We start from the raw sequence: 25,034 nt of genomic DNA, 5'->3' as shown, positions 1-25,034 counted from the left end.
ACGTACGCGCGGGAATGGCGAAGACGAGGCCGCAATGGACGGTCGAACCTTGTTATTGGGGAGACGAATACGGTGCGCGGCTACATGCCGACGGCGCCAGTATTCCCGGGATGTCCGCTCGCGGCGCAGAGGATTTCGACGATGCGGACGGCCTCGGCCCGTGGTGGGCGCTGGCCAGGGATCCGATGTTCGAATTGCGCTTGCTCGCAACGGAACAATCCGATCCCGATGTCGAGCCGCCGCCCATGGTGCGGCGGTCCGGGCAGGTGTTGCTCGCCGCCGCCCGGCGTCTTTCGGTCGAGGACCCGCCCGTCGCCGTGACGGAAGCGGGCCTCGGCGCGGTGTTCGCCGACGCCGTCGACGCGGTACTGGACGATGAGGTCACATGTCCCGTGATCGAGGAAAGGGATGCGGCGGAACTGGTCGGCCCGCTGGCGCGCGCGATCGTCGCCGCGGCGCTCGCGGAATCCGTTGTCAGGGAGGCGCCGGTCGATCTCGACGGCGCAAGTCTGGATGAACTCGTCTCGGCGGTATCGGCGGCGCTCTACGACGGCCGAGCGCGCGGTGAATTCGGCGCCGCGGCGAAGAAACTCGCGTTCAACCTGGCGATGCGATCCGGCGGTTCGCGGTATGTCGACCGGAAACGCCGGACCTGGTCGACCGATGCCGCGCCGCTGGCCGGTGACGTGCTCGTCTACCTCACCAGAGGCGGCGGCATCAAGGATTTCATCGCCGCCAGGGTGCGCGAGATCGCCGGGCCGGTAATACTTCTCGCGCACAGCCTCGGCGGAATCGCGGCACTCGAATTGCTGGTGTCGCAGGAATTGCCGAATGTTCGGCAGTTGGTGACGGTCGGGTCGCAGGGGCCGCTGCTGTATGAGCTCGACGCGCTGCCGACATTGCGATTCGGCCTGCGACTGCCGAATTCCGTGCCGGAGTGGAGCAATATCTACGATCCGCGAGATCTGCTCGCCTATCGTGGCGCGGGGGTGTTCCCCGGACGGGTACGTGACTACGAGATCGACAACAGGACGCCGTTCCCGTGGTCGCACAGTGCGTACTTCTTCCGGAAGAACGAGCGGTTCTACCGGCTGTTGGGCGAGGTACTGGCGTGATCGTGTCGCCCGCCGATACCTTGGCGATCATCGTGGGTATAGAGACCAACAAGATGCGGTGGCCCGCGTTGAACGGGCCGATGGGTGACGCCCGCCATTTCACGGAATGGCTGCTGGAGCGCGGTGTGCCCGCGCGGAATATCACGGTGCTGGCCGCGCCGCTGGACGAGAACAGAACGCACTGTACGGCTCTGGAGCTTTCGGGCGTCACGGTGACGGAGGCGAACGCCGATTCCATCATCCACCGCTTCCGCATACAGCTCCCGAAAGAGCGAAGCGACTTGTTGTTGGTGCACTGGGGCGGACACGGGCTGGAGTGGAACCGCGGCGAGCGCCTGCTCATGTTTCCGGAGTCGGCGGAGGAAAAACAAGACGCGTTGAACTTCACGCACCTTCTCGGTATGCTGCGCAAGCCGAAATATCGAAGGCACCGTTTGCAGCAGTTCATCATCGACGCCTGCGCGGTGCGTGCGAAGACCGACTGGCAGTACCTGGCGCTGTGCGACGACTATCTCGATGTCAAGTCCGTCGGTCAGGAACAGCAGATCTATTACGCGGCCGGCGCCGGGGAAGCCGCTATGAACTCGGTGGCCGAAGCGGCAGGTTACTTCTCCAAGGAGGTTTTCCGAGCGCTCTGCGCGCCGCCCGGGGGGATGTGGCCACCGGATTTCCGCAAGATCGAACTGCATGTCAACCCGAGGTTCGAGAAATTGCGCGATGACGGATCCACCAGCCAAGTGCCGAATCGTGTGTATATCAAGCTGCGCGACAGAGAAGAAGAACTGAGCTTCACCGCCGACCCGGCGGCTCCCGACGGGTCGGCTCGCGCGCTGGGTATGCTCCTGCTGGAACGGCCGGAATTCGAGGAGCTGCACGACATCCTGCTCGGCGTGCATCCCCCGTCCGACATTGCCGCTCTCTACCGCAAGGCTACCGAGGGGGTGGACGTCTCCGACCCCGGTTCGTCCGATGTGCACGCAATGGTCGATTCGTTGCGCAGGCCGACTCGCGCCGATCCGCTCTTCGAATTTCTCGTTCGTCTTGCGAAGAGCGTCCGGGATCGCGGCGCCAAATGCAGCCTTCAGGCTTGGCTGGCGGGCGCCGCACCTCGACACGGCATCGACTTGGCGGAGCTCGAAGCGAGGATCGAGGACGGACAACCGACCTATCTGGTGGTGCGGGTGATCCCCGACGGATTGGGGCACGGATATGAAGTCAGAGCGTGGGAATACTCCAAGCGCGGGGCGCTGGAGCGGACGATGCCCGAACCGCTCTTGAACTTCGACGAGATCGAATCGGAGGTCGGTCGTCTGGTGACCGAGTACGGTACGCCTGCTCCGCAGGTCGAATTTCTCGTACGCGGAGAAGTAATTCGCACCGAGGAGGAGAAAAGGAACGGGCTGGAGCCCAAGAATCTGATCGACGCACCGTTCGAGGAGATGATGGTCTCCGGTGACAGCACTCTGGGTTCGATGTGCCGAGTGGTTGTGCGGCCCTTGTTCAAATCCAGGGACGACACGCGGCGCCGCGCGGCCCACGATGCGGCCTGGTCGACGCTGATGGGGCTGAAGAGCTACCAGGAGTCCGTGATCTGGTGGGCGGAGAACGGTTCGATCGATCCCTCGGTACTCGGTCACCATGTCTGTGTGGCATTCGCCTGGACGACGCGTCCGCCCGCCAAGGTGCGGTGGAATCTGCTGCGCGAACTGTTCTACGCGGGCACGCCGATCGCGTTGTGGCACAGAGCAGGTCGGACCGGTGGCCGAGAGCCCCTGCGACGTCTTCTCGAGGGGCAGCCATTGGCTGAGCTGCCCGCGACCGTCCGCCGCAGGCGAGCGAACTACCGGAAATATTCTCTCGACGATTGCGAGCATGAGGCGCGTGATCTCGTTCTGCTGTGGGATGATCCGACGCGAGGCCCGGCGCCCGAGATCATGCGGGCGCCGATCACAGTGGGAGGGGCGTGATGGGGAGCTGGCCGATCTATCGCGGTGAACTCGAACCACACGACGGGATCGCCGACCTACCCGACCCGCCCCGGTGGCGCACCTTCGAGGGCAGTGGCGAGTCGCTCGACGTGCCCCCGGAGCGGATCGATCCGACCGCGGCGCGCCGCCTCGGCGACGGCGAGCACTGGCGCAAACCCTCCACGGACGAGATCCGGATGGTCAACGCGGCGCTGTTCCTGCGCCGACCGCTGCTGGTCACCGGCAAACCCGGAACCGGCAAATCTACGCTGCCCTACCAGGTCGCCCGCGAGTTGAAACTCGGACCGGTACTGCGCTGGCCGATCACAAGCCGTTCGACGCTGCGGGAAGGTCTGTACGACTACGACCCCATCGGCCGACTCCGGGATGAGCACCTCAGACAAGCCAGGGGCCGACCCGCGAGCGACGACACCGAAATCGGGCGGCATCTGCGTCTCGGTCCGCTCGGTACCGCGTTGCTCCCGTACAAACGGCCGCGCGTGCTGCTCATCGATGAGATCGACAAGAGCGATATCGATCTGCCGAACGATCTGCTCAATGTCTTCGAGGAAGGCCAGTTCCTCATCGATGAGCTCGCGCGGCTGTCGACCGGGAAGAAGATCGAGGTTCCGACCGCGGACGGCGGTTCGCCCGTTGCCATCAGGCGGGGGCGCGTCGCCTGCGAGGCTTTCCCGTTCGTGGTCTTGACGAGCAATAACGAACGAGAATTCCCCAAGCCGTTGTTGCGTCGCTGCCTGCGCCTGGATCTGAAGGTGCCCAGCGCCGCGCAGATCGCCGATATGGTCGCGGCCCATATCGGCCCGGCGGAGGCCGAGAAGTCGAAACGGCGTATCGAGCAGTTCCGCGACAAACTCGAACGCGGTGACGTCGCGACCGATCAGTTGCTCAATGCCGTCTTCGTCGCCACCTCGGCAGGGGATTTCGATGGGCTGGACGACCTGATCGCGAAGCTGCTCAGCCCGTTGAGCGGCGCAGGGTGAGTGAGTCGATAACGGAATTCGTCGAGCAGCTCGTCGCGGCGGGATTGGTGATCGGGGCGAGCGATCTACGCGACGCGTTCTGGTTGGCCGAGCACATCCGCGCGCCGGAGGCGGACCGAACCGCTGCCGGCGCGACCGAAGCACGCGCTGCGGACGGCAGCGCCGAGCAGGCGGCCGATCTGTCCGAGCGGTCCGTGGCCGAGCCTGCCGAGGCCGAGTCCGCCGCCGTCGACCCGCCGTCGCTGCCCATCTACGCGGAGGGAACCGAAGAGTCCACGGCCCGGCACAGGGGTATCGGCTTCCGCAGTCCCGCCGTTCCCGCGTTACGCGATCAGCTCGCGTTCACCAGGGCGTTGCGCGCGTTCGGGCGCCGGGTTCCCAGCCGTACCGCCACACTCATCGATGAAGTCGCCACCGTGACGCGGATCGCGGAAGAGAAGCTCTGGGAGCCCGCCGTGCGGCCCGCCCCGGAGCGCTGGCTGAATTTGACCTTGTTGCTCGATACGAGCGCGTCCATGACGGTGTGGCAGCAGACATTCGCGCAATTCCGGTCGCTGACGGAATGGCTCGGCGTTTTCGGCGACGTCCGCGTCCGCGAATTCGATGCGACCAAGCCGATCGATTCGGCAAGTGTGTTGCGCGACATCGGCATCGGCCGTCGTGTGGTGTTGGTCGTCTCCGATCTGCTCGGCGGCGTGTGGCAGGACGGCACCATGGACGCGGTGCTGCGCGAGATCGGCAGATCCGTTCCGGTGGCGGTACTCACCCTGCTGCCGCAGCGAATGTGGGAGGGCACCGGAGTCGAGGTTTCCGCGGGCGAGGTTTCCGCGGTCTGGCCGGGCGATTGCAATGCCGAATGGCGGTGTGATTCCGAACCGGTGCCCATTCCACTGCTCGAATGCGCGCCCGCCTGGGTGGCACGCTGGACCGATATCGTCACCGCCGCTCCCGGATACCATCGCATCGCGCTGTTGGACACGCCTCCCGCGCCGCCACGCTTGACCGTCGCGACCGCCCCCGCCCCGCCGCCCGCCTGCGACGCCGCCGAATTGGTCGACCGGTTCCGAATATCGGCCTCGACAGCGGGGTTTCGCCTCGGCTGCTACTTGTCCGCGTCCGTTCTCTCCCTACCTGTCATGCGACTCGTCCAGCGCGTCATGATGCCCGACTCCGATGTCACTCATCTCGCCGAGGTTTTCCTGAGCGGGCTACTGCTGAGGTGGGAAGGGCAGTCGACGCCGGAGCTGGTGGAATATGATTTCCTGCCGGGGGTGCGCGAGGAACTCAACGGCTATCTGCTGCGCGAGGACGCGCTCACCATTCTGCGAGCCACGAGCGAATTCGTCACCGAACGGCTGGGACAGCAGCCTTTCGATTTCGGGGCGCTGCTCGAGGATCCGGAAGGCGCCGAGCTCCCGGTGCACGGCGGCGAGTTCGGCAGTCCGCCGCCGCTGGCGGTGATCGCCGCTTCGATATTGGCCAGGATGGGCGGACGATACGCGGTGCTGGCGGATCGGATTTCCGCGCCCGGTCCGATTCGGCCCGTCGGGCAGGAACTCGCCGCGAATGCGGGCACCGGGGCCGGCGGAGTGGGAGGTCAGCCGAAGGAGCCGCCCGTCGAGACTTCGTCGTTGCGGATCGGTCTCGTGGACGACAATCTGGATCTCGTCTCGGCGTTTCTGGCCGGACTGTTCGAAGGATCGCAGGGGCTGCAACTCACGGCTCGCGCGCCGACGACCGAGGCTCTCCTCGCGATGACCCATGATCTCGATCTCGTGATCATGGATCTGTTCGGTTCGCGCGTCCCTCCCGGTCAGCGGGTGGCGCGTATTCGCGGTGCGGGTATCGAGAACGTTCTGATCTACTCGGGTCGGCCGACGCCGACGTCTGTCCGCGTGACGATCGACAGCGGAGCAAAGGGTGTGCTCGCGAAGGACCGGCCCGCGGAGAAAGTCTTGGAGGCCGTGCGTGTCTGCGCTTCGGGGCGGCATTATCCCTCGGCCGAATGGGCACGAGCCCTCGTCTCGTTGACCACGTCCGATTTGCTCACCGCGAACGAGCAGACGGTTTTGCTGGGATTCCGGGATGATCCCGATCCGGCGGAGTTCGCCTCGCGGTTGGGTATGTCGGTCGATGACCTGTTCGACATTGTCGGCGCGATCAACGACAAATGCGCTCGGATGTACCGGGGACGAGGAGCGGAGTCGTGGTTCGTTGCTGCGATGGGCCTCGCCGCCGAACAACCGCGGCGGTTCGCGAATCTACTCAACTCGCTGCTGAACGAGGGGGACGATTCCCGTATCCGCGCCGAACTGCGGCCGCAGGATGAAGACTTCCTGAGGTTGCGGCTTGGATTGTGCGATACGCCGCCCGCCGATTTGGTGCGGGAATTGACAATGTTTTTCGGGGAACTTTCCAGTGCCTTCTCCGAGGTGGACTTCGCGGCTGTGGATTCCGAGGGCAATTCGCTGGCCGTGGACGAACTACTGCGCTTCGAACTCATCGACCTGTCGGTCGCCGACGACGCCTTGCGGATGCTGCGTGGACGGGCGGAATCGGAAGCCGAGCCGTTCTATCAGCTCGAACTGGTGCGCGCATTGTCGGGGTTCGCGGACCGGTGGTGGGCCGTGGGTGATCGGCTCAGGTCGGTGGACGCGACCGAGGAGGCCGTCGACCTGCTGCGCAGGCTCGAGCGCACCAGCCTCGTGGAATTCGCGCACGCTTTAATCGATCTGGGCGTACGGAAAACGCTCGTGGGCGACGCCACAGGGGGAATGGCGGCGATCGACGAGGTCGTGTCGGCATGTCGTCGGTTGTCGATCACCGAACCCGAGGCCCGACACTTCGCTCTCGTCCGCGCGTTGCACGATTTCGGACGGCAACTCGTGCGGCTCGGCCGCAGAACCCTTGGGCTGGATATCACTCTTGCCGCGTTGGCTCTCATACGGCAGTTGGTGCGCGTGGCCCCGGCGGATGGCGTCGAAGTCGACTTACCCCTGATACTCGAGGATCTCGGCGCACAGCTCGCCGAACTCGGCCGTCATCCGGAGGCGGTGGAGGTGACACGCGAGGCTGTTTTCCTCACGCAGCAGTTGGCGGACACGGATCCCGACACCTACCTCCCGCTGCTCGGCAGCATGCTGCAGAATCTCGGAAACCAACTGGAGACATCGGGTCACATCCGCGAGGCGGTGCAGGTGACACAGCAAGCAGTGGATGTGGTGCGGGGTATCGCGGCCGAGTCGCCGAACGAGTATCTGCCCGAACTGAATGACGCCATGATGAATTCGGCCATGCGGTTCAGCAGGGCTGGTCTGTTCACCGAGGCGGTGGAGGCGGCCCGCGAGGCAGTGATGGTCGCGCGACGCCTGGCGTCGGCCGAGCCGGAGGTCTACCTTCCCGGTTTGATCGACGCGCTGCAGAATCTGGCCGTTCAGTACAGTCGCGCCGGGTATCTCGCGGAGGCGATCGTGGCGACACGGGAGGCGGAGTCGATCGCGCGGAGGTTGCGGGTGACCCACCCCACCTTGCGCGTCGCCGACCCCACCCAGGCGTTCGACTATCTGCGGATGAGAATGGAGGAGTCGGGCCATCGGGCCGAGACGGTGGACGTCACCCGTCAGGCGGTATTGATCCTGAAGCGGTTGGCGGCCACCGACCCTGACCCCTACCTCCCCGCGCTCGCGCACGAATTGAACACTCTCGGAGTGCAACTCAATCGCACGGGCCGCCGGTCCGAAGCGGTCGAGGTGACACGCGAGGCCCTGGCGATCACCCGCAGACTGACGGCGATCGATTCAGCGACCGACATTCTCGATATCGCGCGCGTGCTCTATCGACTCGCGGGCTTGTGCGATCGCGAGAACCTCCACGAAGAAGCCCTCGACTACGCCGAGGAGGCCGTCGATCTCTTTCGAAGGCTCTCTGCGGCCGAACCCGCCACCTATGAACGCGACCTCGTCCTCGCGCTCGACATCATGGCGCTCCAGTTGAGTGCCCTACACAGGTACGACCGCGCGCTGGACACCGCGGAGGAGGCGCGCGCGATCTGCGACCGCGTCGATGACGTCGATCTGCTGATCCGCGTCCGCACCACCCTCGCCGACATCCTCGACGCGCTGGGCCGCACGGAAGCGGCCGCGGCAATGCGTCCCAAAGGTTTGCCGTAGGCCCTGCCCCTCATCGCACACCGACCGAACGAAACGACACCGCCGCGCACGACCGCCGAGGGTGGTTCGACCGTATCGGAGGCAATCCGCCCGATCTCGCACACGAAACGCTATTCGCAGGCGACGCCGTCCTTGTCGCGATCCAGTGCCGATCGGTAGCCGGGCTCTCCTTGGTGCAAGGGAGCAGCGCCTGCGGCTCGGGCCGCGGCGCAGTCCGCGTAGTACACCGTTGTTTTCGTGGGGGCCGGTGGTGATGGAACAGGTTGAGGGATGATCGGCGGTGGCACGAACGATGGCGGGGCGGGTGTTGGGAGCGGTGACGGTGTCACAGATGGCGCAAGTGGCACCGGCGCAGGCGGTTCGGACACCGCGGAGGTGGTTGTGGTCGGCTGGGTTGTTGTCGCGGAGGCGGCCTGCGACGAGGTTGCCCGCGCAGGTGTGGTCACGGAGCTGGTCGAGCCTTGCGGTCCCGCATCGTCGGTCGGCCGCTTCGGTGCGATGGCGCCGATGAGGACGAGCACCGCGAATGACACGGCGAGCAGAATGCAGGCGTGCCTGCGATTTCGTAGCCGCGCCCAATCCAGATGCCCTCGTATCAAACCGATTACAGCGGTGACCACCATCACCAGCCATATCAGTGTGAGAACCCCTGCGATTGCCGACATCTGATCGTCCCTCGACCTTCTGAATACATCGAGACCATCGAACCCGCGGCGGCGGCTTCGGCTATCTCGTTCGATACCCGCTGTATCGGGATAGCTCGAAGTTTGTTTCACCCGCATGTATTGCATACGGGGACATACGGATCGGTGGACATCGGCTCGGTCCGGCAGGCTATCGCGAATCCTCAGCAGGCGATTCCGCGTGCTGAGGAGTTGTACGCGGTGTATCTGAAGGCAAGAGTGGAGGAGGAAGGGTGATGAGCAGCTTTTCCAAGTGGGATCGCGAGGGTTATCGTCGCCGTGTGGGTGAGCAGGAGGCCGCGCGGCGTCGCCGTGAGATCATGGCTGAGCAATGGGGCTTTCAGCTTGCGGAGGAGCGGAGGCGGCTCGGCTTCACGCAGGCGGGGCTGGCCGACATCATGGGAGTCACTCCGGGGCGGGTGTCGCAGATCGAGCACGGAGAGGTCGCGACGGTCGAAGCGCTCGCCGCCTACGTGGCCGCGTTGGGGGGAAAGTTGGAGTTGCTGGCCGATATCGGTGGACACCTTCTGAAGATGCCTACCGATCCTGCGGCGTGAGCGCGGTACGGCGGTATGGTCCCCGCGCTTCCGTGATTCCACGCCTGTCGGCGCGACCCGGCCCGGACTTCGCTGTATCGGACTCCGTCCGTGCTATCCGGAGATCGAGCTGAGAGTGCACAGAATGACGTGGACGACGTCGGGGCGATCCCACGTGGCTACGGATTCGACAGACGCGGCAGATGATGGCTTCGCTCACTGGGGCAGGGTGGATACGTCCAGGCCGAGTAGGGCTTGCATGGCTTTTTCGCCCGTGGGGGTGAGGAGTACGGCGCGGGTTTTGCCGATTCGGCGGAGCCAGGTGCGGGCTTGTAGTTCGGTGAGGATGTGGGCGCCCGCGGTGCCTGCCAGGTGGGGGCGGCGTTCGGTCCAGTCCAGGCAGGAGCGGGTTGTGGGGTGGGTGGGGGAGCGGAGGTTGGGTTCGGGGGCGGCGAGTTCTTCGGTCAGCCAGTGCAGGCCGTCGGGGGTGAGGGTCAGGTCGGGGGTCAGCAGGCGGCGGTTGATCATCGCGTCGGTTATCGCTACGCCGAGGCGGCCTGCCAGGTGGTCGTAGCAGGTGCGGCCGCGTGCCAGGGCGGCGGAGGCGCGGACGGCGCGCAGGGTGGGTTTCGGTGGGGTCGGGCCGAGGTAGGCGAGTAGGGATTCCAGTAGTTCGGCTTCTCGGGGGCCCGCGAGGGCCACGTAGCGGTGTCGGCCTTGGCGGTGCTCGACGAGGAGTCCGCCCGCGATGAGGCGGGTCAGGTGCTCGCTGGCGGTGGACGGTGCGATTTCGGCGGCTTTCGCCAGTTCGGTGGCGGTCCATGCCCGGCCGTCCAGTAGGGCCAGGCACAGTTGGGCGCGGCTGCGGTCGGCGAGCAGCGCGGCGAAGCGAGCGAGTTCGTCGGCGGCCATCGGCTCATTGTGCATCGGGGACGGTTCGGTGAGCGCCGATGTGTTTCCGCCCTAGTTTTGTGCGCATGCTGAACTATCCGGTTCCCGCGGTTCCCGACGCCGCTTACGGTGTCGCCTGGCTGCGGGCCAATGTCGTGCGTTTCAGTGAGGGCGAGGCGCATACGCGCAGGCGGGCGATCGTCGAAGCCGAGCTCGCGGGTGTCGATATCGACGCGCTGCGGGGTGGCATGGGGAGTGTTGTCACCAAATTAGCTGCGGCACTGAAGCTTTCGGGGATTGTTGAGACGGATGTCGCTCTGGTCGCGCGGTGTTATCAGCCGCACGAGAGTGTCACCGCCGAGGCCGACAGCGCGGTGGCTCGCTTGGTGGCCGCGTGCGGTGGGGTGGCCGACGAGGTGACGGCCAACCGGATCGGGATCCTCGTTCAAGCGTATGCCGCCACCGCGGCGATGGTCGAGGGACGGAACCCGCCGGTTCCCAGCACGCGTCGCGTCGCGCCGTCCGGTGCGATCGTCGAAGTCGATCTCACCGGCAGGCCGTTCGGCGAGGGCCGGCACAGTTGTCCCGGCCGCAGACACGCTTCGGCGCTGGCCGAGGGGGAGTTCCATCGCATGCACCACGGTGACCTGCCGTTGGTGTTGCCGAATGCCTGGGATTTCGCTTCGGCGGCGATGCTGGTCGAGGCCGGATTCGCGGCGATCGGCACCACAAGTCTCGGGGTTGCCGCCGCGCACGGGCTGATCGACGCGGCGGGCACTACGAGAGCCGAAACAATGTATCTGGCAAGCGAACTCGTCAGGCTTCCGGTGCCGATCACGGTCGACGTCGAGTCCGGGTTCGGTGTCGATCCCGGTGAGTTGGCGGCGCGGCTGTGGGAGATCGGAGTCGTGGGAGTCAATGTCGAGGACGCGGCTGGGAGTCCGGCCGCGCACGAGCGCACCGTTCGAGCGATGAAGGACGGCGCCCCGGCGCTTTTCGTCAATGCCCGCATCGACACCTACTGGCTCGGAATCGACCGGGATAGCACCGTCGACCGCGCTCTGCGATACGCCGACGCGGGCGCGGACGGCGTCTTCGTGCCTGGGCTGGTCACCGATCACGAGATCGAAGCGCTGGCGCGCGTGGTTCCCGTACCTCTGAATGTGCTTGCGCAGCGTAATGTTCGGGAGTTGATGGAGCTCGGCGTGCGCAGGATCAGCACCGGCTCGCTGCTGTTTCGCACCGCCCTCGAATCGGCGGTGCGGGTGGCCGAGGCGGTGCGGGACGGTCGGACGACCGACACCGCGCTCAGCTACCGGTCGGTCCAGGACGTCATCGAACGGTATATCCGCTGACACCACGGCTCGAACGCGCGGATTCGACGCCCGGGCAGTATCTCCCGCCCGAGCGTCATGTGCCCACGAATCCCGACTCGTAGGCGAGGATCACCGCCTGGGTGCGGTCACGGACCCCCAACTTGGTGAGCACGGCGCTGACATGCGTCTTCACCGTCTCGGCGCCGAGAAACATGTCGGCGGCGATCTCGGCATTGGAAAGCCCGCGGGTGAGGTACCGCAACACCGTCTCCTCACGTTCGGTGAGGCCGGCTTTCGCGAGCACCGTGCGTGCGGCGGGGTCAGCGCGCCCGGACGCGAGTGCGCGGACCGCGGCGGGATACAACAGCGAGTCCCCCTCCGCGACGGTGCGCACCGCGTTCGCGATCTCGACGGCCGTGGCCCGCTTCAGCAGGAAGCCGTCCGCGCCCGCCCGCAGGGCGCGATAGACGTAGTCGTCGTTCTCGAAGGTGGTGATCATCAGGATCTTCGGCGGCGCCGCCACGGTGGACAGAATCGTGCGGGTCGCCTCGATGCCGTCCATCAGGGGCATGCGCACGTCCATCGCGACCACGGTGGGCAGCAGTCGCTCGACGAGCGCGAGCACCTCGGCCCCGTCGCCCGCCTCACCCACCACCTCGATGCCGGGTTGGGCATCGAGGATGGTGCGCAGGCCCGTTCTGGCGAGCGGTTCGTCGTCGACGAGCAGAACGGTGATCGGCGAAACCGTCATCGGATCGGGATTTCGACGCGGACCCGCCAGTCGCCTTCGTGCGGTCCGAGTTCGGCGCGTCCGCCGAGCAGTTCGACGCGCTCCCGGATACCGTGTAGACCGTTCCCGGAGCGTGACGGAATCTGCATCTCGGACAGAGGATTACGGATAACAAGTTCGAGTCGCGAGCCGTCGGATCTGATTTCGACGTCGGTCGAGGTTCGGCCGCGGTGCCGCAGCACGTTCGTGAGCGATTCCTGCAGTATCCGATAGCCTTCGCGAGATATCGGGGCGGGTACCCCGGCGACGTCGCCCTCGATGACGACGTCGACCGCGACCCCCGCGGCGCGCGCGGCCTCGAACAGGGTGGACGCGGCGGTCAGAGTCGGGCCTTCCGACGAGGCCTGCCCGGCCGTGCGCAGCGCGCCGAGCACCCGGTCGAGGTCGTCGAGGGCGGCGCGGCCGGTGTCCTCGACGACGCGCAGTGCGCGCGCGGTGAATCGCGGGTCGTCGGCCGTCGCCGCGGCATTCGCCTGCAGGACCATCGCCGTCAGCGCGTGACCGACCGAGTCGTGCACCTCGCGAGCGAGGCGATTGTGCTCGACCAGTTGTTCGGTGCGCGCCTCGAGCACGCGCAGCCGTTCCTCGGGCGATGGCCCGAGCAGTCGCCGGGCGGCCGCGGTCACCACCGCACCGAGCACGGCGATCGCGGTCAGCACGACGGCGACCGGCAGCGGGACCAGCAGCGCCCACCACCAGTGCGACGGCAGGTCGAGCACGGTATCGCGGGTGGTGCCCGCGCCGACGGCCGCGCGGATCAGGTCGGTGGTGATCCACACCATCGAGACGCCGACCCCGAGCAGGGCCGCGGCGCAGAGGAGCCGAATCTCCAACCACCACACGGTCCGCCACCGATCCGCCCATGTCTTCGCGGGCGCCGCCGTGATGGTGGCGTCCGGTCTGCCGCGTTCGCGCGGGGTGAGGAACAGTTGCGCCTGGACGCCCTCCGAGAGCCGCGTCACCGACAGCAGGCCGATGGGAACGACGAACAGCGCGAGCAGGTAGGGGCTGTCCGGAGAGATGAACGCCCAGATTGCCACGAGTGCGAACGGCAGGCACAGGTGCACGGCGCGGGTGTAGGTCACCGGATCGGTCAGCCGTCGGAATATCGCGAACATATGTCTGATCCTCCTGATACGAAGTGACCTGGTCATCGTCGCAATCCGCGGTTCCCGTCCGCCTCCCCCGGCCGGGGGAATCCGTTTCCCGTGTGGGGGAGATACCGAGTCCGGGTGCCGACGGCCGCACGCTGTCCTAACGTGATCGGTGGCATGCTCGGCGGTGATGTCCGCCTCGGATCGGAGTCCGAACGTGAAGTTTTCCAAGCTCTGGTTGCTGGTCGGCGCGGTGCTGCTGGCCGCGATCACGGGAGCGGTGACGGTGACCCACGCGCTCGCCCAGGAGGGCGATCCGACGCTGCGGGAGCGTCGGTGCGTCGACGAGGGATGGCGGCATGTCGTCCTTGATGTCGCGGGCCGATCGCGGGAGGTGCTGTGGAAGGGTCCGGCGGGGGCGTGGCCGAAGGGCGCGATCATCGCCATGCACGGCGGTGGCGGCGAATACGACCAGTGGTGCGGACGGGATTCCGGAATCGCCGCGCCGCAGGTGCGATTCGGTGAGCTCGCCGTGGCGGATGGATTCGGGATCTTCCTGGTCAATTCTTCCGACGAGGTCAGCGACGAGCAAGGGCGGGTTTGCGGCAAGGTCTGGGACGATGAGGTCCGCGGCAGGCCGAATCTGGATCTACCGTTCCTGGAACAGGTTATGCGGCAGACGATTCCGGGATCGCGACCTGCGGGCAGCGCCGACGCCGTCTTCTTGACGGGCCTGTCCTCGGGTGGATATATGACGGTCAGGGCCGCCACCCACTTCAACGGGCTGGTCAAGGGATTCGCGCCGGTGTCATCGGGCGACCCCTACGGTTGGCACCGCGTGTGCGAGGCGGGGTTGACGCCGCGGGTGAAGGTGGAGGGCGCGGGTTACGACAACGAAACCGGCAAGCAGATCATCGAATCCGACGCGTGCCGATCGGAGAGTTATCCGAACGAGGTCGCGTGGGACGAGGGAAAGGCCGCGGTGAAGCCGACCTTCCGGATGTTCCATCACGAGTTGGACGGCATCAACGACCTGTCCTGCGCCGACAAGGTGGTTCGGCAGTTGCGGGCGCACGGCTATCCCGGTGAACCGGATTTCCTGCTGCACGGCGGGCGGCGCGGTCTGGCGAACCATCTGTGGCAGGACGACTACAACCGGCCGATCCTCGACTTCTTCACCAGCCGTCTCGGATCGTGAATCCTATTGCAGGAAAATATTATTCGTTCTGAGTGGCCTGTGTATAGCGGCGGGCGAGCGTGCGGACGTGCGCGACGAGTTCGGGTGGGTCGTCCACGCGGAAATCCATCATGAGCATGCTCAGGTAGATCGCTATCGTCTCCATCGTGTCGGCTCCGGTGAACAGCGCGCAGGATCGGTCGTCGATGGGTTCGACCACGCCGACGGTCGGGTTGATGCGGGCGATCACCACGTCCGCGGGCGCGAGCACGGTGATCCGCGCGTGCACCTTCCACCCGGCGGTGGCGATTTCGCGCAGCACGAAGGCGACCAGGTCGGCGTCGGGCAGTGTGCGTTCGGCGAAGTGGCGGCCGGTCGTCTCGATCTCGCGGAACCCGGCGACGGGCAGCGCGCGCCACGAACCGGTGTCGAAGGCGTAGGCGACGAGATACCAGCGGCGCTGCCAATTGATCAGGCGGTACGGTTCGATTTCGCCCGCGCTGGGAACGCGCAGGGTGCGTCGCGCCCGGATGGCCGCCGCGGTGATCGTCAGGGTTTCGGCCGGGACGGGGGCGTCGGGCTCGCGCGAATCGGTGACCGCAGGCCCGATATCGGTGGCCTTGCGCAGTGCTGTCACCTTGTGTTGCAAGCGCTTCGGCAGGATCCGCTCCATCTTCGCGAGCGCGCGCGCCACGCTCCGGTCGATATCGGCGATTCCGGTCGAGCCGTCTTCGGCCGCGGCGACCGCCACCGCGACGGCGACCGCTTCCTCGTCGTCGAGCAGCAGCGGCGGCATGTTCTTGCCCTGGCCGAGTCGATAGCCGCCGACGGCGCCGCGTTCGGCGTGCACCGGATAACCGAGTTCGCGTAGGCGGGCGATGTCCTGGCGCACGGTTCTGCCGGACACCTCGAGGCGGTCGGCGAGTTCGGCGCCGGTGTGGACGCGGTCCTGCAACAGCGAAAGCATCCGAAGCAGACGCGTAGTGGTCGAGGTCACATTCGGCCCTGTCGGCGGGTGGGTTGATTAGGAAGAAAACGAGCCTAATAGACGCATACGCTCGGTATCGACACCAGCCGACAACCAGCTGAAAGGCCACCGCCGATGATCACCGAATCCGCCCCCGCCGTCGTCGCCGCACTCGCGCCCGTGTGGCGTGCGGTCCTCGCCGCCTCCCATCGCGCCCTCGAACAGGCTGTCGCGGACGTCGCTGCCGACCAGTGGCAGTTGCCGACGCCCTGCTCGGAATGGTCGGTCACCCAAGTCGTCCAGCACGCGGCGGGCGACCAGTTGGCCTACGCCTCGGCGCTCGGCGTCGGCGCGGGCCCCGCCGAGGATCCGTTCGCGCCATCCGGGCAGCTCGACGGCACGGCCGCCGCACTGGTCGAGAACGCGATCGCCGTGACCGCGACGGCGTGGGCCACGGTCACCGACGCCGCCGAAACCGTCCCGACCCCGCTGCCGCACGGTCCGCTGCCAACCCCGATCGCCGCCGTCCTGTGCGCGCTCGACGCGGCCGTGCACGCCTGGGACATCGCCGTGGCGACCGGTCGGCCTTCGCCGTTGACCGACGAACTCGCCGGTCACCTGCTCGCCGCCGCCACCGGCACGGTGGAGCCGCTGCGGCAGTGGGGCGCTTACGGGCCGGTGGTGGACGCGGCCGGGCAGAGCGCGACGCCCGCGGTGGACGAACTCCTCCGCTACCTCGGTCGTGACCCGCGCGTGCCGTCCTGACCGCCCGGTGCACACCGGTCAACGGCGTGTCCGACGCCAGGTCGAAGGCATTCGGTCGACTATCGACGGATGCCACGTTCCCGTCGCGACACCATGGACGTCTTCGTTCCGCAACGACTCAGCGACCGCGAACGCCCGGGTTTCATCGCCCGGCACGTGCGCGCCCACTTGGCCAGGACGGACGAATGGCCCGTCCTGCTCGACTTCGGCGCCGCGGCGTCGGTCGACGGACACCCCGAGCTGGTGCGCTACTCGGTCACCTTCAGGACCGCGGCCTCCGTCCCCGAACAGCTCGGTGAGCGTCTTTCGGATCCGGGTCGGCCTTCTGCGCCCGGAGCGCGCCCGTCTCCGCAACAGTAGTGTCAACTGTGTGGTTGTCGACTCGATACCTCGATGCTAATGTTCGAAAATATGAGAAGCGGTTCCGGTGTGAGGTGCGGCGAGGGTTTCGCCCGGGCCGCGCGGATCGCGTGACGAGTGCGGAGCGGTCATGCCGAGAGTTATCGATTGCCTGGTCAACGTGCATTTCGGGGAGCGGGAGCAGCCGGGCTGGATGTTGAAGGTGCGCGACGACTACTTTCGCGGGCCGACTTCGATGTACGCGCCGACCGATCTGGCGGAGCTGCTGGACGAGATGGACGAACAGGGTGTCGAGAAGGCGATCCTGACGTATTCGGTGACGCAGCCGTCGCCGACGGTGCGGAAATTCATCGACGCGGCGCCCGATCGGTTCGCGGTCGCGCTCGGCGGCGTCGATCTGGAGCATCCGGTCGCCGCGCTGCGGGAATTCTCCTCGATGGCCGCGGATCTGCCGCTGGCCTACGCGGTGACCGGTCCCGGATTCTGGGGTGAGGGACGATTCCGGCCCACCGACGCGGTCTACTATCCGCTGTACTACAAATGCGCGGAACTCGATGTGCCGCTGTGCATGAATACGGGGCTGCCCGGTCCGCCGATTCCCGGAGAGGCGCAGAATCCGATTTATCTGGACCGCGTCTGCGTCGATTTCCCGGAATTGCGGCTGTGCATGATCCACGGCGCCGATCCGTGGTGGGACGTCGCGATCCGGCTGCTGCTGAAGTACGAGAACTTGCGTCTGATGACATCGGCGTGGTCGCCGAAATATCTTCCGGAGAGCCTGCTGCATTACATGCGGACCCGAGGCAAGGACAAGGTGCTCTTCGCGTCGGACTGGCCGGTGCTCCCGATGCGCCGGGTGGTGCCCGAGGCGTCGGCGCTCGCGCTGCCCGACGATGTGATGGACAACTTCCTGTACGGCAACGCGCGGCGCTTCTTCTTCCCCGACGACGCCGCGGCCAAGCGCTAGTGACGGGATGTGCGGCCGCGGATGGCGCGGGCGTGCTCGCGTAACAGCGCGGGCAGTTCCGCCAGGTCGACCGCCGGGTGGTGGTGGGTGAGTATGCGCGCGGCGGCGCTCAGTTCGAGATTGCAGCGGATGCGGGCGGCCGGGTCGACGCGCAGGATCACGCGGGTGAGCGGGTCGATGCGGACCCGGACCGCCAACTCGTCGAGCGCACCGGCGATCTGGTCGTGGGTGCCCTGCAGATGCGGATTCCACCACAGCCCGTGATTGCCCGGCCACGCGAGTTCGACCCGGCAACTCAGTTGCCTGGCGGGCCCGATTCCAGGCAGATGGCGCATAGCACACGATTGTGGACCGGGGTTGCGGTTCGACTCGACATTGTCGCTATTGCCCGGCTACATACGGCGTGTCGCGGTTCGACGCGCTGGGGCGTCGGGCCCCCGCGGGCTGGTTCGGTCTGCGCCGCTTGGGTCGAAGTCTCTGCGCGATACCGGACCGCACTGTTACAGTTGCCATTACTGGATGGTTATCTGTTCACCTCCGAACGACCGCTGGTCGGGACCGTGGGGTGGGCGGGCTGCGAGTGAGGAGTGCGCGGATGTCGCAGGTCGTCGGATTCGTCGGAGCCGGTCAGATGGGCGAGCCGATGGTGCTGCGGCTCGTCGGGGCCGGATACCGGACCGTGGTCTTCGCGCGGCGGGCAGAGGTGCGCGACCGGTTGCGCGACGCGGGCGCGGAAGTGGTCGACTCCGCCGCCGAGGCCGCCGCCGCGAGCGATATCGTGATCGCCTGCCTGTTCTCCGACAGCCAACTGGTCGAGGTGCTCGGCGGTGACGACGGCCTGCTCGCGGCCGCGCGACCCGACGCGGTGATCGTCTCGCACACCACAGGAACCGTCTCCACGATCAAGGATCTGGCCGCGCTGCGCCCCGACGGCCCCACCCTGCTCGACGGGCCGGTCAGTGGCTCGGCCGAGGACATCGCGGCCGGGAAACTGACCGTGCTGCTCGGCGGCCCGCCCGAGGCCGTGGAAAGTGTGCGGCCGGTGCTCGCCGCCTATTCCGCCTCGATCATCGCCACCGGTGCGCTCGGCAGCGCACTCGGCGTGAAACTGGTGAACAACGCGTTGTTCGCCGCGAACGCGCAACTGGTCGCGGTGGCGGCCGAGGTGGGACGCGAACTCGGCATCGCCGACGACCAGCTGCTGCACGTGCTGTCGGAGGCCAGTGCCCGCAGCTACGCCGCGGATTCGATCCGCCGCATGGGCGGATTCGACAAGTTCGAGAAGGTCGCGGGACCCTTCCTGCGCAAGGACGTCGCGGCCTGCGTGTCGGCAACGTCCGACCTCGGCATCGATCTCGGCCAGCTCGCCGCCGTGATCCAGAAAGGGCCGTTCGACCTCGGCTGAGTTCCGGGTCGGTTCTCGAACTCTCGCGGCCCACGGAAGCATTCCGCGACAGCGGCTTTCGCGGGACGAGCTACCGAACGGAACCACCGCGTCCGCGCGGATGGGCACGGCCGTTCCGGATGACCTCCGGTGGCGACTTCTCGGCGAACTTTCCACGCCGGAAACGACATTCGGCGGGGTGTCGTGGGTGCGGGGCGGTGCACAGGCGCTACAGTGAAGTGGCGGACCCTGGTCAGGGGAGGTCCGGAGTTCGGGTGACTTGTGGGGAGTCGTTGTGGCCGTTGTCTTTTCCTGTCCGTCCTGGTGCGTCGACCACCGCGAGCCGATACCGGAGGATGCGGGGGACGGCGGCGTGCACTACGGCGCGGAACTCGCCGTCGATCTCGAGGACATTCCCGAATCCGAACCGGCACGTCGCATCTGGACGCAGGTGGTGGCCCACGATCGCGGGCGCAGGCGGCACAGCACGATCGGACTGGTCGACCCGAACGGGCTCACGGTCGAGATGACGGGCGTCGAGGCGCGGCAGGTGGCGCAGATCCTGATGGTCGGCGCCGACCTGCGGCTCGCGCCCGCCGACGGCGACTGCCCGGCGTGGTGTCTCGGCCACGGGCAACTCGATCGCGAAACCGACGCCGCTGGTGTGCGCCATCGCGGGCCATTCATGGTGGTGCGGCAACCCGACGCGTTCGCCAGCGGTCTCGCGATCGCGGTGCGGGTCACCGCGCTCGACTCCGACGGTGAGCGTCAGGTGTGCCTGGAGATGATCGTGCAGGCCATCGCCACCGAACTGACCGGCGGTGACGCCTGCCGGATCGCGGCGCAGCTGCTCAACAGCGCCGACCAGATCGACGGCGGGTAGACCCGGTATCAGCAGGCGGTGCTCGGCGGGATGGTGCCGAGGCCACTGCTGGCGCCGCTCGCTGCGACGACCGTCGACGCGCTGAGGGCCCGTCGAGGTGGTGATGGTGTGCGTTCGGGGATGCGGAGGGCGGTGATCACCACGCGCCGCAGCCTGTCGATGGCGGTCTCGCGGGCAGAGGCTCGACGAAATGCCGCACCGCAGATACGACGCTGGCGTGGGCGCAGATACGACGCTCGCGTCGGCACAGACACGACGTTCGCGTCGGCGCGGATTCGCGACGTGTACATTTCCGCCGTGGACGGTGGCTTGAAAGACCTCGAGCAGCGGGCGATTTTCGAGGAATGGTCCGGACTCCGGCGGGTCTCGTCCAGAAGTCTGGAGCGAGCGGGGGCGGTGGCGCGGATTCTGGAGCTGCCCGAGCGTTCGCGCGCGGTGACGGTGCTCGGCGTCGTTGGGTCGAAAGGCAAAGGGACCGCGGCGATATACGCGTCGGCGACCGCGGCGGCGGCCGGTTTCACCGTTGGCACCGTCACGAGTCCGGGGGTGACCGACAATATCGACCGAATTCGCATCGACGGGCGAATACTGGAACACGGTACCTATCGCGCGATGCTCGAGAAGATCGCCGCGGTGCGGGCGGAACTGCCCGCGCCCGATGCGGAATCAGGCTATCTGTCGCCGAGCGGTCTTTATCTGCTCGGCGGAATCGACACATTGCTGGCGTGTGGCTGCGATGTGCTGGTTGTCGAGGCCGGAATCGGCGGGCGCAGTGACGAATTGTCGTTGCTCGCCCTGGACGCGGTTCTGCTCACGCGGGTGTTCGATGAGCATCGGGATGTGCTCGGGCCGACGGTCGTGGATATCGCCCGTGACAAACTCGGTGTGGTGTCGGAGACGACGCGCGCGGTGGTGAGCCTGCCGCAGACCGAGGAAGTGCGGCGCGAGGTCGTGGCGCGGTGCGCGCGAGTCGGGGCGGAACCGATCTGGGTGGACTCCGGTGAGCCCGCCTTCGCCCCCGGTTACGGCGGACGCAATGCCGCCGCCGGTGTGCGCGCGGGTCTCGCGGTGTGCTCGATGAACGAGCGGACCGTCGACAGCGCGGCGCTGGCGCGCACGCTCGCGACCGTGAACTATCCCGGCCGATTGTCCGAACACCGGTATCGAGACGCCGCGGTGGTCATCGACTCCGCCATATCGCGGGACGGCCTGGTTGCCGCGCTGGAATTCGCCACCGACCGTTTCGGCGGGTTGCCGGACAAGATCGTAGTGTCGGTTCCGGCGCACAAGGATTTCGCGGGTTTCGTGGCCGAACTGCACGGTGTGGGCACCGCCCGATATTTCGTGCGGATGCGCGGATCCCACCTGCCGTATCCCGACCCCGGCGCGTGGCCGTGGTCGTGGGTCGAGGACGACGCGCTGCCGGAACTCATGGGCACGGGTTCGGTACTGGTCGTCGGCACCGCGACCTTCACGGGGCAGGTATTGCGGACCGTGGGAGCCGACGTGTCGACGGTGTTCACCATCCCCGGATGACGTCGCGGATCAGGTTCGGAATCTCTCCAGGCCGCGGATCAGGCGGCCGAGGAAGTCCCCGGATCTTTTCGGATGCAGCACCGGATTCCGGATATTGGCCGCCATTTCGATCTGGATGGCGTCGGCGGGTGTGCGCGTCTGGACGTAGGCGGTCACCGTGTAGTGCGGAGTGGCGGCGAAGGGCGTGTTGATCGAGACCTGGTAGGGGTGTAGCTCTTCGGCGAGGCGATGCGCCAATTCCTCGCTCGCCGCGGTAGGCGCGGGACCGAGGCCGAGGCAGACGTCCACGCCGTGCCGGTCCGACATGCCGTGCAGGTCCACGACCAGCGTGGACGGTGTGCTCAGGCGATCCAGCGCGTGCCGGAAGGGATCGTCGCGGTCCTCCCAGTTCTCCCAGCGCCCGATCGGCCCGGTGGGAATGACGGCCGTCGCGTCGAGCGCCGCGTGCAGCAGTTCGGCGTAGCTGCCGGTGTAGCGGTCGGCGGGCTTCTTGCGGCCGTGCCGGAAATGGTGCAGGGAATGCGGCGCGGTGACGAGCAGGCCGGTTGAGCCGTCGAGAATGTCGATCGCGGCGGGACGGCCCTCGCCGTAGTAGTCGTTCGCCCGGTATTTCCGTTCGCGGAGATCCCACGCAAGGGCTTGCTCGTCGTCCATCGCGAATAGGTCGTCCACCACGTGATCGTAGCCGGCGAACGACCGCACCGGTTCGGCCGAGCCTCACGCTTCTCGCGGAATCGGGAGTATCGCCGCGACAAGGTATTTCCCGTTCGACGGGCCGACGTCGATGGTGCCGCCCAGCATCGCGACCCGTTCGCGGATGCCGAGCAGCCCGTGACCCGACCCCGCGGCGGCCACGGGGCGCGGCGCCAACGGGTTGTCCACGTGCACGCGGATCGCCTCGCCGGTCGCGGTGATCTCGATGCGCACGGGTGCGCCGGGCGCGTGCCGGATGGCATTGCTCAGCGCCTCCTGCACGATGCGATAGCCGGACAGTTCGACGCCCGCGGGGGTTTTCGAGGTGTCGCCGTGGAAGCGCAGGTCGATGCGGGTGCCCGCGGCGCGCGCGGATTCGACGAGTTCGGCGATGTCGTCGAGGGTGGGTTGCGGCATCACCCCGGAATCGCCGTTGCGCAGCACGTCGAGGACGTGTCGCATTTCGGCGAGCGCGGTGGTGGCGCTGTCGCGGATAGTGGCGAGTTCGGCGACGGTGTGTGCCGTGATGTCGGGGTCGCGGTAGCGCGCGGCCTCGGCCCGGATCGCGATGACGGTCATGTGGTGGGCGACGATGTCGTGCAATTCGCGCGCGATGCGGGCGCGTTCCTCCCAGTGCATGGTGCGTTGACGTTGTCGTTCGGCGGCGTCGCGCTGCCTGCTCAGGCTCGCGGTGGTCGAGGCCAGGGCGCGCACCGCGACAACCGTGGTCGACAGCAGTCCGGAGACCACCGTCGCGAGCAGCAGCTGCACCAGCCATTCGTGCGGTCGCAGGTACAGCGCGAGAACGCAGCCGAGGGTGACCGTCGCGACCCACGCGATCACCACCTGCCGCACCGGCATGCGGAAGGCGGCCACGCCGAGGACGACGAAGTGGCTGTTGAGCATCGGGTCAAGCCAGACCGCCGTGCGGGCCGCGAGCGAGGCGGCGGCGACCGCGGTGAGCGAGACCCCGACGCCGAGCAGTGGCGCCCTGGTAGCGGCGAACAGCGCGACACCCTGGGCCGCCGCGAGCCCGAGCGCTTGCTGTTCGGGCAGTTCGGTGGCGGCCAGCAGGGTGACGAGGACCACGGCGAAGGCCGCGATCGAGGCGAGTGCCGCGACCGTGAACCTGGCGCGCGGACCGAGCCCGCGCAGCCAGGTGTCGAGGACGTCGGCCGCGATATGCCTCATCGCGGCGCCGCCTCGGTCCGAACGAGGGGCAGGTCGAACTGTGCGGTCGTTGTCATGTCGGCTCCGATCTGCGCGGTATCGCCGCGCCCCGTCGTCTCGGGGAGTGGTGACGGTTCGAGAGCAGCGCCACCCGGTGGTTCGACGGCAGCGCCGGTGGTTCGACAGCGGTGTCACTCGGAGGTGCGAAAGTGGCGCGGCCCGGTCGATCGGTGCAGGCGCCCGCACCGCCCGCGGAGGTCCGGCGCGGCGCCGTTCGGCCCGAACTCCCGGTCCGAGAGGTGGGTTCGGAACATCGCCGTGCACCCGACTCCGTCGTCGGTGGCGGACGGGAGCGCAGCGCGGGCCGGGTCATACCGCGGCGGAGGTCAGCGACGGCACGTCGATCTGGAATTCGCCGTGGATCTTGGCGACCTGCTTGCGGCCGACGACGGTCTTCATCATCAGATCCCTGGCCTTGGTGGCCGCGAACCCCTGCCAGGAGGAGATCGTCCCGATCTTCCACGATTCCTTCTGTAGCGCCGAGCTTTCCGGCCGCCGCGCGGTCTCGTAGACGGCCAGCGCGCCCGCCAGCGCGCCGCGGTCGCGCATGTCGATCGGAACCAGCTGACGCGCGAGCACGATGGCGTCGACGATGGCCTCGCTGGCGCCGCGCCCCAGATTCGGCGTGACCGCGTGCGCCGAGTCGCCGAGGAAGGCGACACGTCCGCTGCTCCAGGTCGGCATCGGCCCGAGGGCGCGCACCTCGTGGTGCAGCATGGCGTTCGCGGCGGTGGCGCGGATCAGGTTGTGCACCGGTTCGGGGAATACCGAGAAGCGGCGCAGCAGATCGTATTTGACCAGTTCGTTGGGTTCGCCGATGGCGACCGCCGGATCGCGCAGCGCCGCGGCCCAGAAGATGTGGTCGTTGCCGCAGTCTTTGATCGCGATCCGGGTGCCGCGTCCGAAGAACAGTGAGAAATTATTGGCGCCGCACGGCGGTTCGTGCTGTGCGACGGCATGCACGATCACGTAGCCCGCGGTGAGTATCTTCACCTCGGGCAGGATCGCCTGGCGGGTGCGGGAATTGATGCCGTCGGCGGCGATGACCAGTTCGGCGCGTTCGCGCCGCCCGTTCTCGAAGGTGACGGTGGCGCCGGTGTCGTCCTGGTCGATCCTCGTGGCTCGGTGGTCGAAGACGACCGGGCCGAGATCGGGTGCGGTGGACAGGGTTTCGATCACCTCCGAGCGGCGGATCATCACCGGCATCGGCGCCCCGTAGGTACGGGCGAGATCCGCCAGCGGCGCGTGGTAGAGCGGCGTGCCGTGCTGGTTGAAGAATTGCTGCCGGTGTACTTCGGCGCCGCGGCGGCGGATCTCGTCGGCGAGGCCGAGTTCGGCGAACGCCTTCATCCCTTTGACCCAGACCTGTAGGGATGCGCCGACCGTGCCGAAGGCAGGCGCTTGTTCGTAGACGGTCGCGTCGATGCCGACCTTCCGCAGGGCGATGCTCGCGGACAGGCCGCCGATGCCGCCGCCGAGGATGATCACTCGTCCGTTCGTTGTCGTCATT

General features: G+C 67.3%; 23 protein-coding genes. 14 read left to right on the top strand and 9 right to left on the bottom strand.

Translation table 11 applies throughout. The features are described from left to right. The first annotated feature begins 110 nt into the window (after positions 1-110). The 4 genes from IT779_RS04275 to IT779_RS04260 are packed head-to-tail and all read left to right on the top strand — an operon-like array spanning position 111 to position 8,252. Positions 111-1,115 (top strand): hypothetical protein, encoded by a 1,005-nt coding sequence (locus IT779_RS04275; RefSeq protein ID WP_196147872.1) that lies wholly within the window; start codon positions 111-113, stop codon positions 1,113-1,115. Next, a complete protein-coding gene (locus IT779_RS04270; protein WP_196147871.1) occupies positions 1,112-3,082 on the top strand; it encodes a VMAP-C domain-containing protein in 1,971 nt (656 codons plus the stop codon). Before IT779_RS04275 ends, IT779_RS04270 begins: the two co-directional genes overlap by 4 nt. Next, positions 3,082-4,083 carry an AAA family ATPase gene (locus IT779_RS04265; RefSeq protein WP_196147870.1) on the top strand — a complete coding sequence of 334 codons (1,002 nt, stop codon included), beginning with the start codon at positions 3,082-3,084 and terminating at the stop codon, positions 4,081-4,083. Before IT779_RS04270 ends, IT779_RS04265 begins: the two co-directional genes overlap by 1 nt. Beyond that, complete coding sequence (locus IT779_RS04260; protein WP_196147869.1) at positions 4,080-8,252, top strand: SAV_2336 N-terminal domain-related protein; 4,173 nt, start codon at positions 4,080-4,082, stop codon at positions 8,250-8,252. The genes IT779_RS04265 and IT779_RS04260 overlap by 4 nt, the downstream gene beginning before the upstream one ends. A gap of 110 nt (positions 8,253-8,362) precedes the next feature. Here the strand turns inward: IT779_RS04260 and IT779_RS37435 are convergent, their stop codons facing one another. Continuing rightward, positions 8,363-8,479: an excalibur calcium-binding domain-containing protein gene (locus IT779_RS37435; RefSeq protein ID WP_332838648.1), complete on the bottom strand. Its 117-nt coding sequence runs from the start codon at positions 8,477-8,479 to the stop codon at positions 8,363-8,365. Between the two features lie 43 nt (positions 8,480-8,522). Between IT779_RS37435 and IT779_RS37430 the strand changes: the two genes are divergently transcribed. Together IT779_RS37430 and IT779_RS04250 are read left to right on the top strand one after the other, a co-directional pair. Further along, on the top strand, positions 8,523-8,921 hold the full coding sequence (locus tag IT779_RS37430) for a hypothetical protein (RefSeq protein ID WP_232541449.1): 399 nt from the start codon (positions 8,523-8,525) through the stop codon (positions 8,919-8,921). Positions 8,922-9,171: 250 nt separating this feature from the next. Next, the gene (locus IT779_RS04250) at positions 9,172-9,492 is read left to right on the top strand and encodes a helix-turn-helix domain-containing protein (RefSeq protein WP_196147868.1); all 321 of its coding nucleotides are present in this window, start codon (positions 9,172-9,174) and stop codon (positions 9,490-9,492) included. Between the two features lie 195 nt (positions 9,493-9,687). Here IT779_RS04250 and IT779_RS04245 read toward each other — a convergent pair whose 3' ends face one another. After that, positions 9,688-10,383 (bottom strand): ArsR/SmtB family transcription factor, encoded by a 696-nt coding sequence (locus IT779_RS04245; RefSeq protein ID WP_196147867.1) that lies wholly within the window; start codon positions 10,381-10,383, stop codon positions 9,688-9,690. A gap of 65 nt (positions 10,384-10,448) precedes the next feature. Here IT779_RS04245 and IT779_RS37425 point away from each other — a divergent pair, with 65 nt between their 5' ends. Beyond that, a complete protein-coding gene (locus IT779_RS37425) occupies positions 10,449-11,717 on the top strand; it encodes an isocitrate lyase/PEP mutase family protein (RefSeq protein ID WP_196147866.1) in 1,269 nt (422 codons plus the stop codon). 55 nt (positions 11,718-11,772) lie between these two features. Here the strand turns inward: IT779_RS37425 and IT779_RS04235 are convergent, their stop codons facing one another. Next, positions 11,773-12,429 (bottom strand): response regulator transcription factor, encoded by a 657-nt coding sequence (locus IT779_RS04235; protein WP_196147865.1) that lies wholly within the window; start codon positions 12,427-12,429, stop codon positions 11,773-11,775. Next, a complete protein-coding gene (locus IT779_RS04230) occupies positions 12,426-13,586 on the bottom strand; it encodes a sensor histidine kinase (RefSeq protein ID WP_196147864.1) in 1,161 nt (386 codons plus the stop codon). The genes IT779_RS04235 and IT779_RS04230 overlap by 4 nt, the downstream gene beginning before the upstream one ends. A gap of 193 nt (positions 13,587-13,779) precedes the next feature. On the opposite strand from IT779_RS04230, the gene IT779_RS04225 reads away from it, so the two are divergent. Beyond that, positions 13,780-14,760: a hypothetical protein gene (locus IT779_RS04225; protein WP_196147863.1), complete on the top strand. Its 981-nt coding sequence runs from the start codon at positions 13,780-13,782 to the stop codon at positions 14,758-14,760. 19 nt (positions 14,761-14,779) lie between these two features. Here IT779_RS04225 and IT779_RS04220 read toward each other — a convergent pair whose 3' ends face one another. Then, a complete protein-coding gene (locus IT779_RS04220) occupies positions 14,780-15,736 on the bottom strand; it encodes a helix-turn-helix transcriptional regulator (protein WP_196147862.1) in 957 nt (318 codons plus the stop codon). 105 nt (positions 15,737-15,841) lie between these two features. On the opposite strand from IT779_RS04220, the gene IT779_RS04215 reads away from it, so the two are divergent. The 3 genes from IT779_RS04215 (at position 15,842) to IT779_RS04205 (ending at position 17,798) form a co-directional block, all read left to right on the top strand. Next, complete coding sequence (locus tag IT779_RS04215) at positions 15,842-16,471, top strand: TIGR03086 family metal-binding protein (protein ID WP_196147861.1); 630 nt, start codon at positions 15,842-15,844, stop codon at positions 16,469-16,471. Between the two features lie 69 nt (positions 16,472-16,540). Next, positions 16,541-16,831, top strand: coding sequence for a hypothetical protein (locus IT779_RS04210; protein WP_196147860.1), 291 nt, complete (start codon positions 16,541-16,543; stop codon positions 16,829-16,831). A 130-nt stretch (positions 16,832-16,961) separates the two neighbouring features. Then, entirely contained in the window at positions 16,962-17,798 is an 837-nt protein-coding gene (locus IT779_RS04205; RefSeq protein ID WP_196147859.1) for an amidohydrolase family protein, read from the top strand. On the opposite strand, the gene IT779_RS04200 is transcribed toward IT779_RS04205, so the two are convergent. Further along, positions 17,795-18,133, bottom strand: coding sequence for a hypothetical protein (locus tag IT779_RS04200; RefSeq protein ID WP_196147858.1), 339 nt, complete (start codon positions 18,131-18,133; stop codon positions 17,795-17,797). The genes IT779_RS04205 and IT779_RS04200 overlap by 4 nt on opposite strands. Positions 18,134-18,393: 260 nt before the next feature. Here IT779_RS04200 and IT779_RS04195 point away from each other — a divergent pair, with 260 nt between their 5' ends. From IT779_RS04195 to IT779_RS04185, 3 genes are all read left to right on the top strand, one after another. Further along, on the top strand, positions 18,394-19,203 hold the full coding sequence (locus IT779_RS04195; protein WP_196147857.1) for an NAD(P)-dependent oxidoreductase: 810 nt from the start codon (positions 18,394-18,396) through the stop codon (positions 19,201-19,203). Positions 19,204-19,477: 274 nt separating this feature from the next. Next, on the top strand, positions 19,478-20,065 hold the full coding sequence (locus IT779_RS04190; RefSeq protein ID WP_196147856.1) for a DUF6907 domain-containing protein: 588 nt from the start codon (positions 19,478-19,480) through the stop codon (positions 20,063-20,065). A gap of 297 nt (positions 20,066-20,362) precedes the next feature. Then, the gene (locus IT779_RS04185) at positions 20,363-21,601 is read left to right on the top strand and encodes a folylpolyglutamate synthase/dihydrofolate synthase family protein (RefSeq protein WP_196147855.1); all 1,239 of its coding nucleotides are present in this window, start codon (positions 20,363-20,365) and stop codon (positions 21,599-21,601) included. A gap of 9 nt (positions 21,602-21,610) precedes the next feature. Here the strand turns inward: IT779_RS04185 and IT779_RS04180 are convergent, their stop codons facing one another. The 3 genes from IT779_RS04180 to IT779_RS04170 all read right to left on the bottom strand — a co-directional run bounded on the left by IT779_RS04180 (position 21,611) and on the right by IT779_RS04170 (position 25,033). Beyond that, complete coding sequence (locus IT779_RS04180; RefSeq protein WP_196147854.1) at positions 21,611-22,273, bottom strand: N-formylglutamate amidohydrolase; 663 nt, start codon at positions 22,271-22,273, stop codon at positions 21,611-21,613. Positions 22,274-22,318: 45 nt separating this feature from the next. After that, positions 22,319-23,485 carry a sensor histidine kinase gene (locus IT779_RS04175; RefSeq protein WP_196147853.1) on the bottom strand — a complete coding sequence of 389 codons (1,167 nt, stop codon included), beginning with the start codon at positions 23,483-23,485 and terminating at the stop codon, positions 22,319-22,321. A gap of 348 nt (positions 23,486-23,833) precedes the next feature. After that, positions 23,834-25,033: an FAD-dependent monooxygenase gene (locus IT779_RS04170; RefSeq protein ID WP_196147852.1), complete on the bottom strand. Its 1,200-nt coding sequence runs from the start codon at positions 25,031-25,033 to the stop codon at positions 23,834-23,836. Between the last annotated feature and the right edge of the window lies 1 nt (position 25,034).

Source organism: Nocardia bovistercoris, from assembly GCF_015674855.1.
GTDB classification, from domain to species: Bacteria; Actinomycetota; Actinomycetes; order Mycobacteriales; family Mycobacteriaceae; genus Nocardia; species Nocardia bovistercoris.
The sequence above is the reverse complement of the archived record's forward strand: the minus strand, read 5'-3'. Positions and strand labels throughout refer to the sequence as shown.

What these genes read in the sequence shown, in the direction of transcription:
- IT779_RS04275 (WP_196147872.1), top strand. Translation starts at nt 111, where the DNA reads ATGTCCGCTCGCGGCGCAGAGGATTTCGACGATGCGGACGGCCTCGGC.
- IT779_RS04265 (WP_196147870.1), top strand. Translation starts at nt 3,082, where the DNA reads ATGGGGAGCTGGCCGATCTATCGCGGTGAACTCGAACCACACGACGGG.
- IT779_RS37430 (WP_232541449.1), top strand. Translation starts at nt 8,523, where the DNA reads ATGATCGGCGGTGGCACGAACGATGGCGGGGCGGGTGTTGGGAGCGGT.
- IT779_RS04250 (WP_196147868.1), top strand. Translation starts at nt 9,172, where the DNA reads ATGAGCAGCTTTTCCAAGTGGGATCGCGAGGGTTATCGTCGCCGTGTG.
- IT779_RS04245 (WP_196147867.1), bottom strand. Translation starts at nt 10,383, where the DNA reads ATGGCCGCCGACGAACTCGCTCGCTTCGCCGCGCTGCTCGCCGACCGC.
- IT779_RS37425 (WP_196147866.1), top strand. Translation starts at nt 10,449, where the DNA reads ATGCTGAACTATCCGGTTCCCGCGGTTCCCGACGCCGCTTACGGTGTC.
- IT779_RS04235 (WP_196147865.1), bottom strand. Translation starts at nt 12,429, where the DNA reads ATGACGGTTTCGCCGATCACCGTTCTGCTCGTCGACGACGAACCGCTC.
- IT779_RS04230 (WP_196147864.1), bottom strand. Translation starts at nt 13,586, where the DNA reads ATGTTCGCGATATTCCGACGGCTGACCGATCCGGTGACCTACACCCGC.
- IT779_RS04215 (WP_196147861.1), top strand. Translation starts at nt 15,842, where the DNA reads ATGATCACCGAATCCGCCCCCGCCGTCGTCGCCGCACTCGCGCCCGTG.
- IT779_RS04210 (WP_196147860.1), top strand. Translation starts at nt 16,541, where the DNA reads ATGCCACGTTCCCGTCGCGACACCATGGACGTCTTCGTTCCGCAACGA.
- IT779_RS04205 (WP_196147859.1), top strand. Translation starts at nt 16,962, where the DNA reads ATGCCGAGAGTTATCGATTGCCTGGTCAACGTGCATTTCGGGGAGCGG.
- IT779_RS04200 (WP_196147858.1), bottom strand. Translation starts at nt 18,133, where the DNA reads ATGCGCCATCTGCCTGGAATCGGGCCCGCCAGGCAACTGAGTTGCCGG.
- IT779_RS04195 (WP_196147857.1), top strand. Translation starts at nt 18,394, where the DNA reads ATGTCGCAGGTCGTCGGATTCGTCGGAGCCGGTCAGATGGGCGAGCCG.
- IT779_RS04175 (WP_196147853.1), bottom strand. Translation starts at nt 23,485, where the DNA reads ATGAGGCATATCGCGGCCGACGTCCTCGACACCTGGCTGCGCGGGCTC.
- IT779_RS04170 (WP_196147852.1), bottom strand. Translation starts at nt 25,033, where the DNA reads ATGACGACAACGAACGGACGAGTGATCATCCTCGGCGGCGGCATCGGC.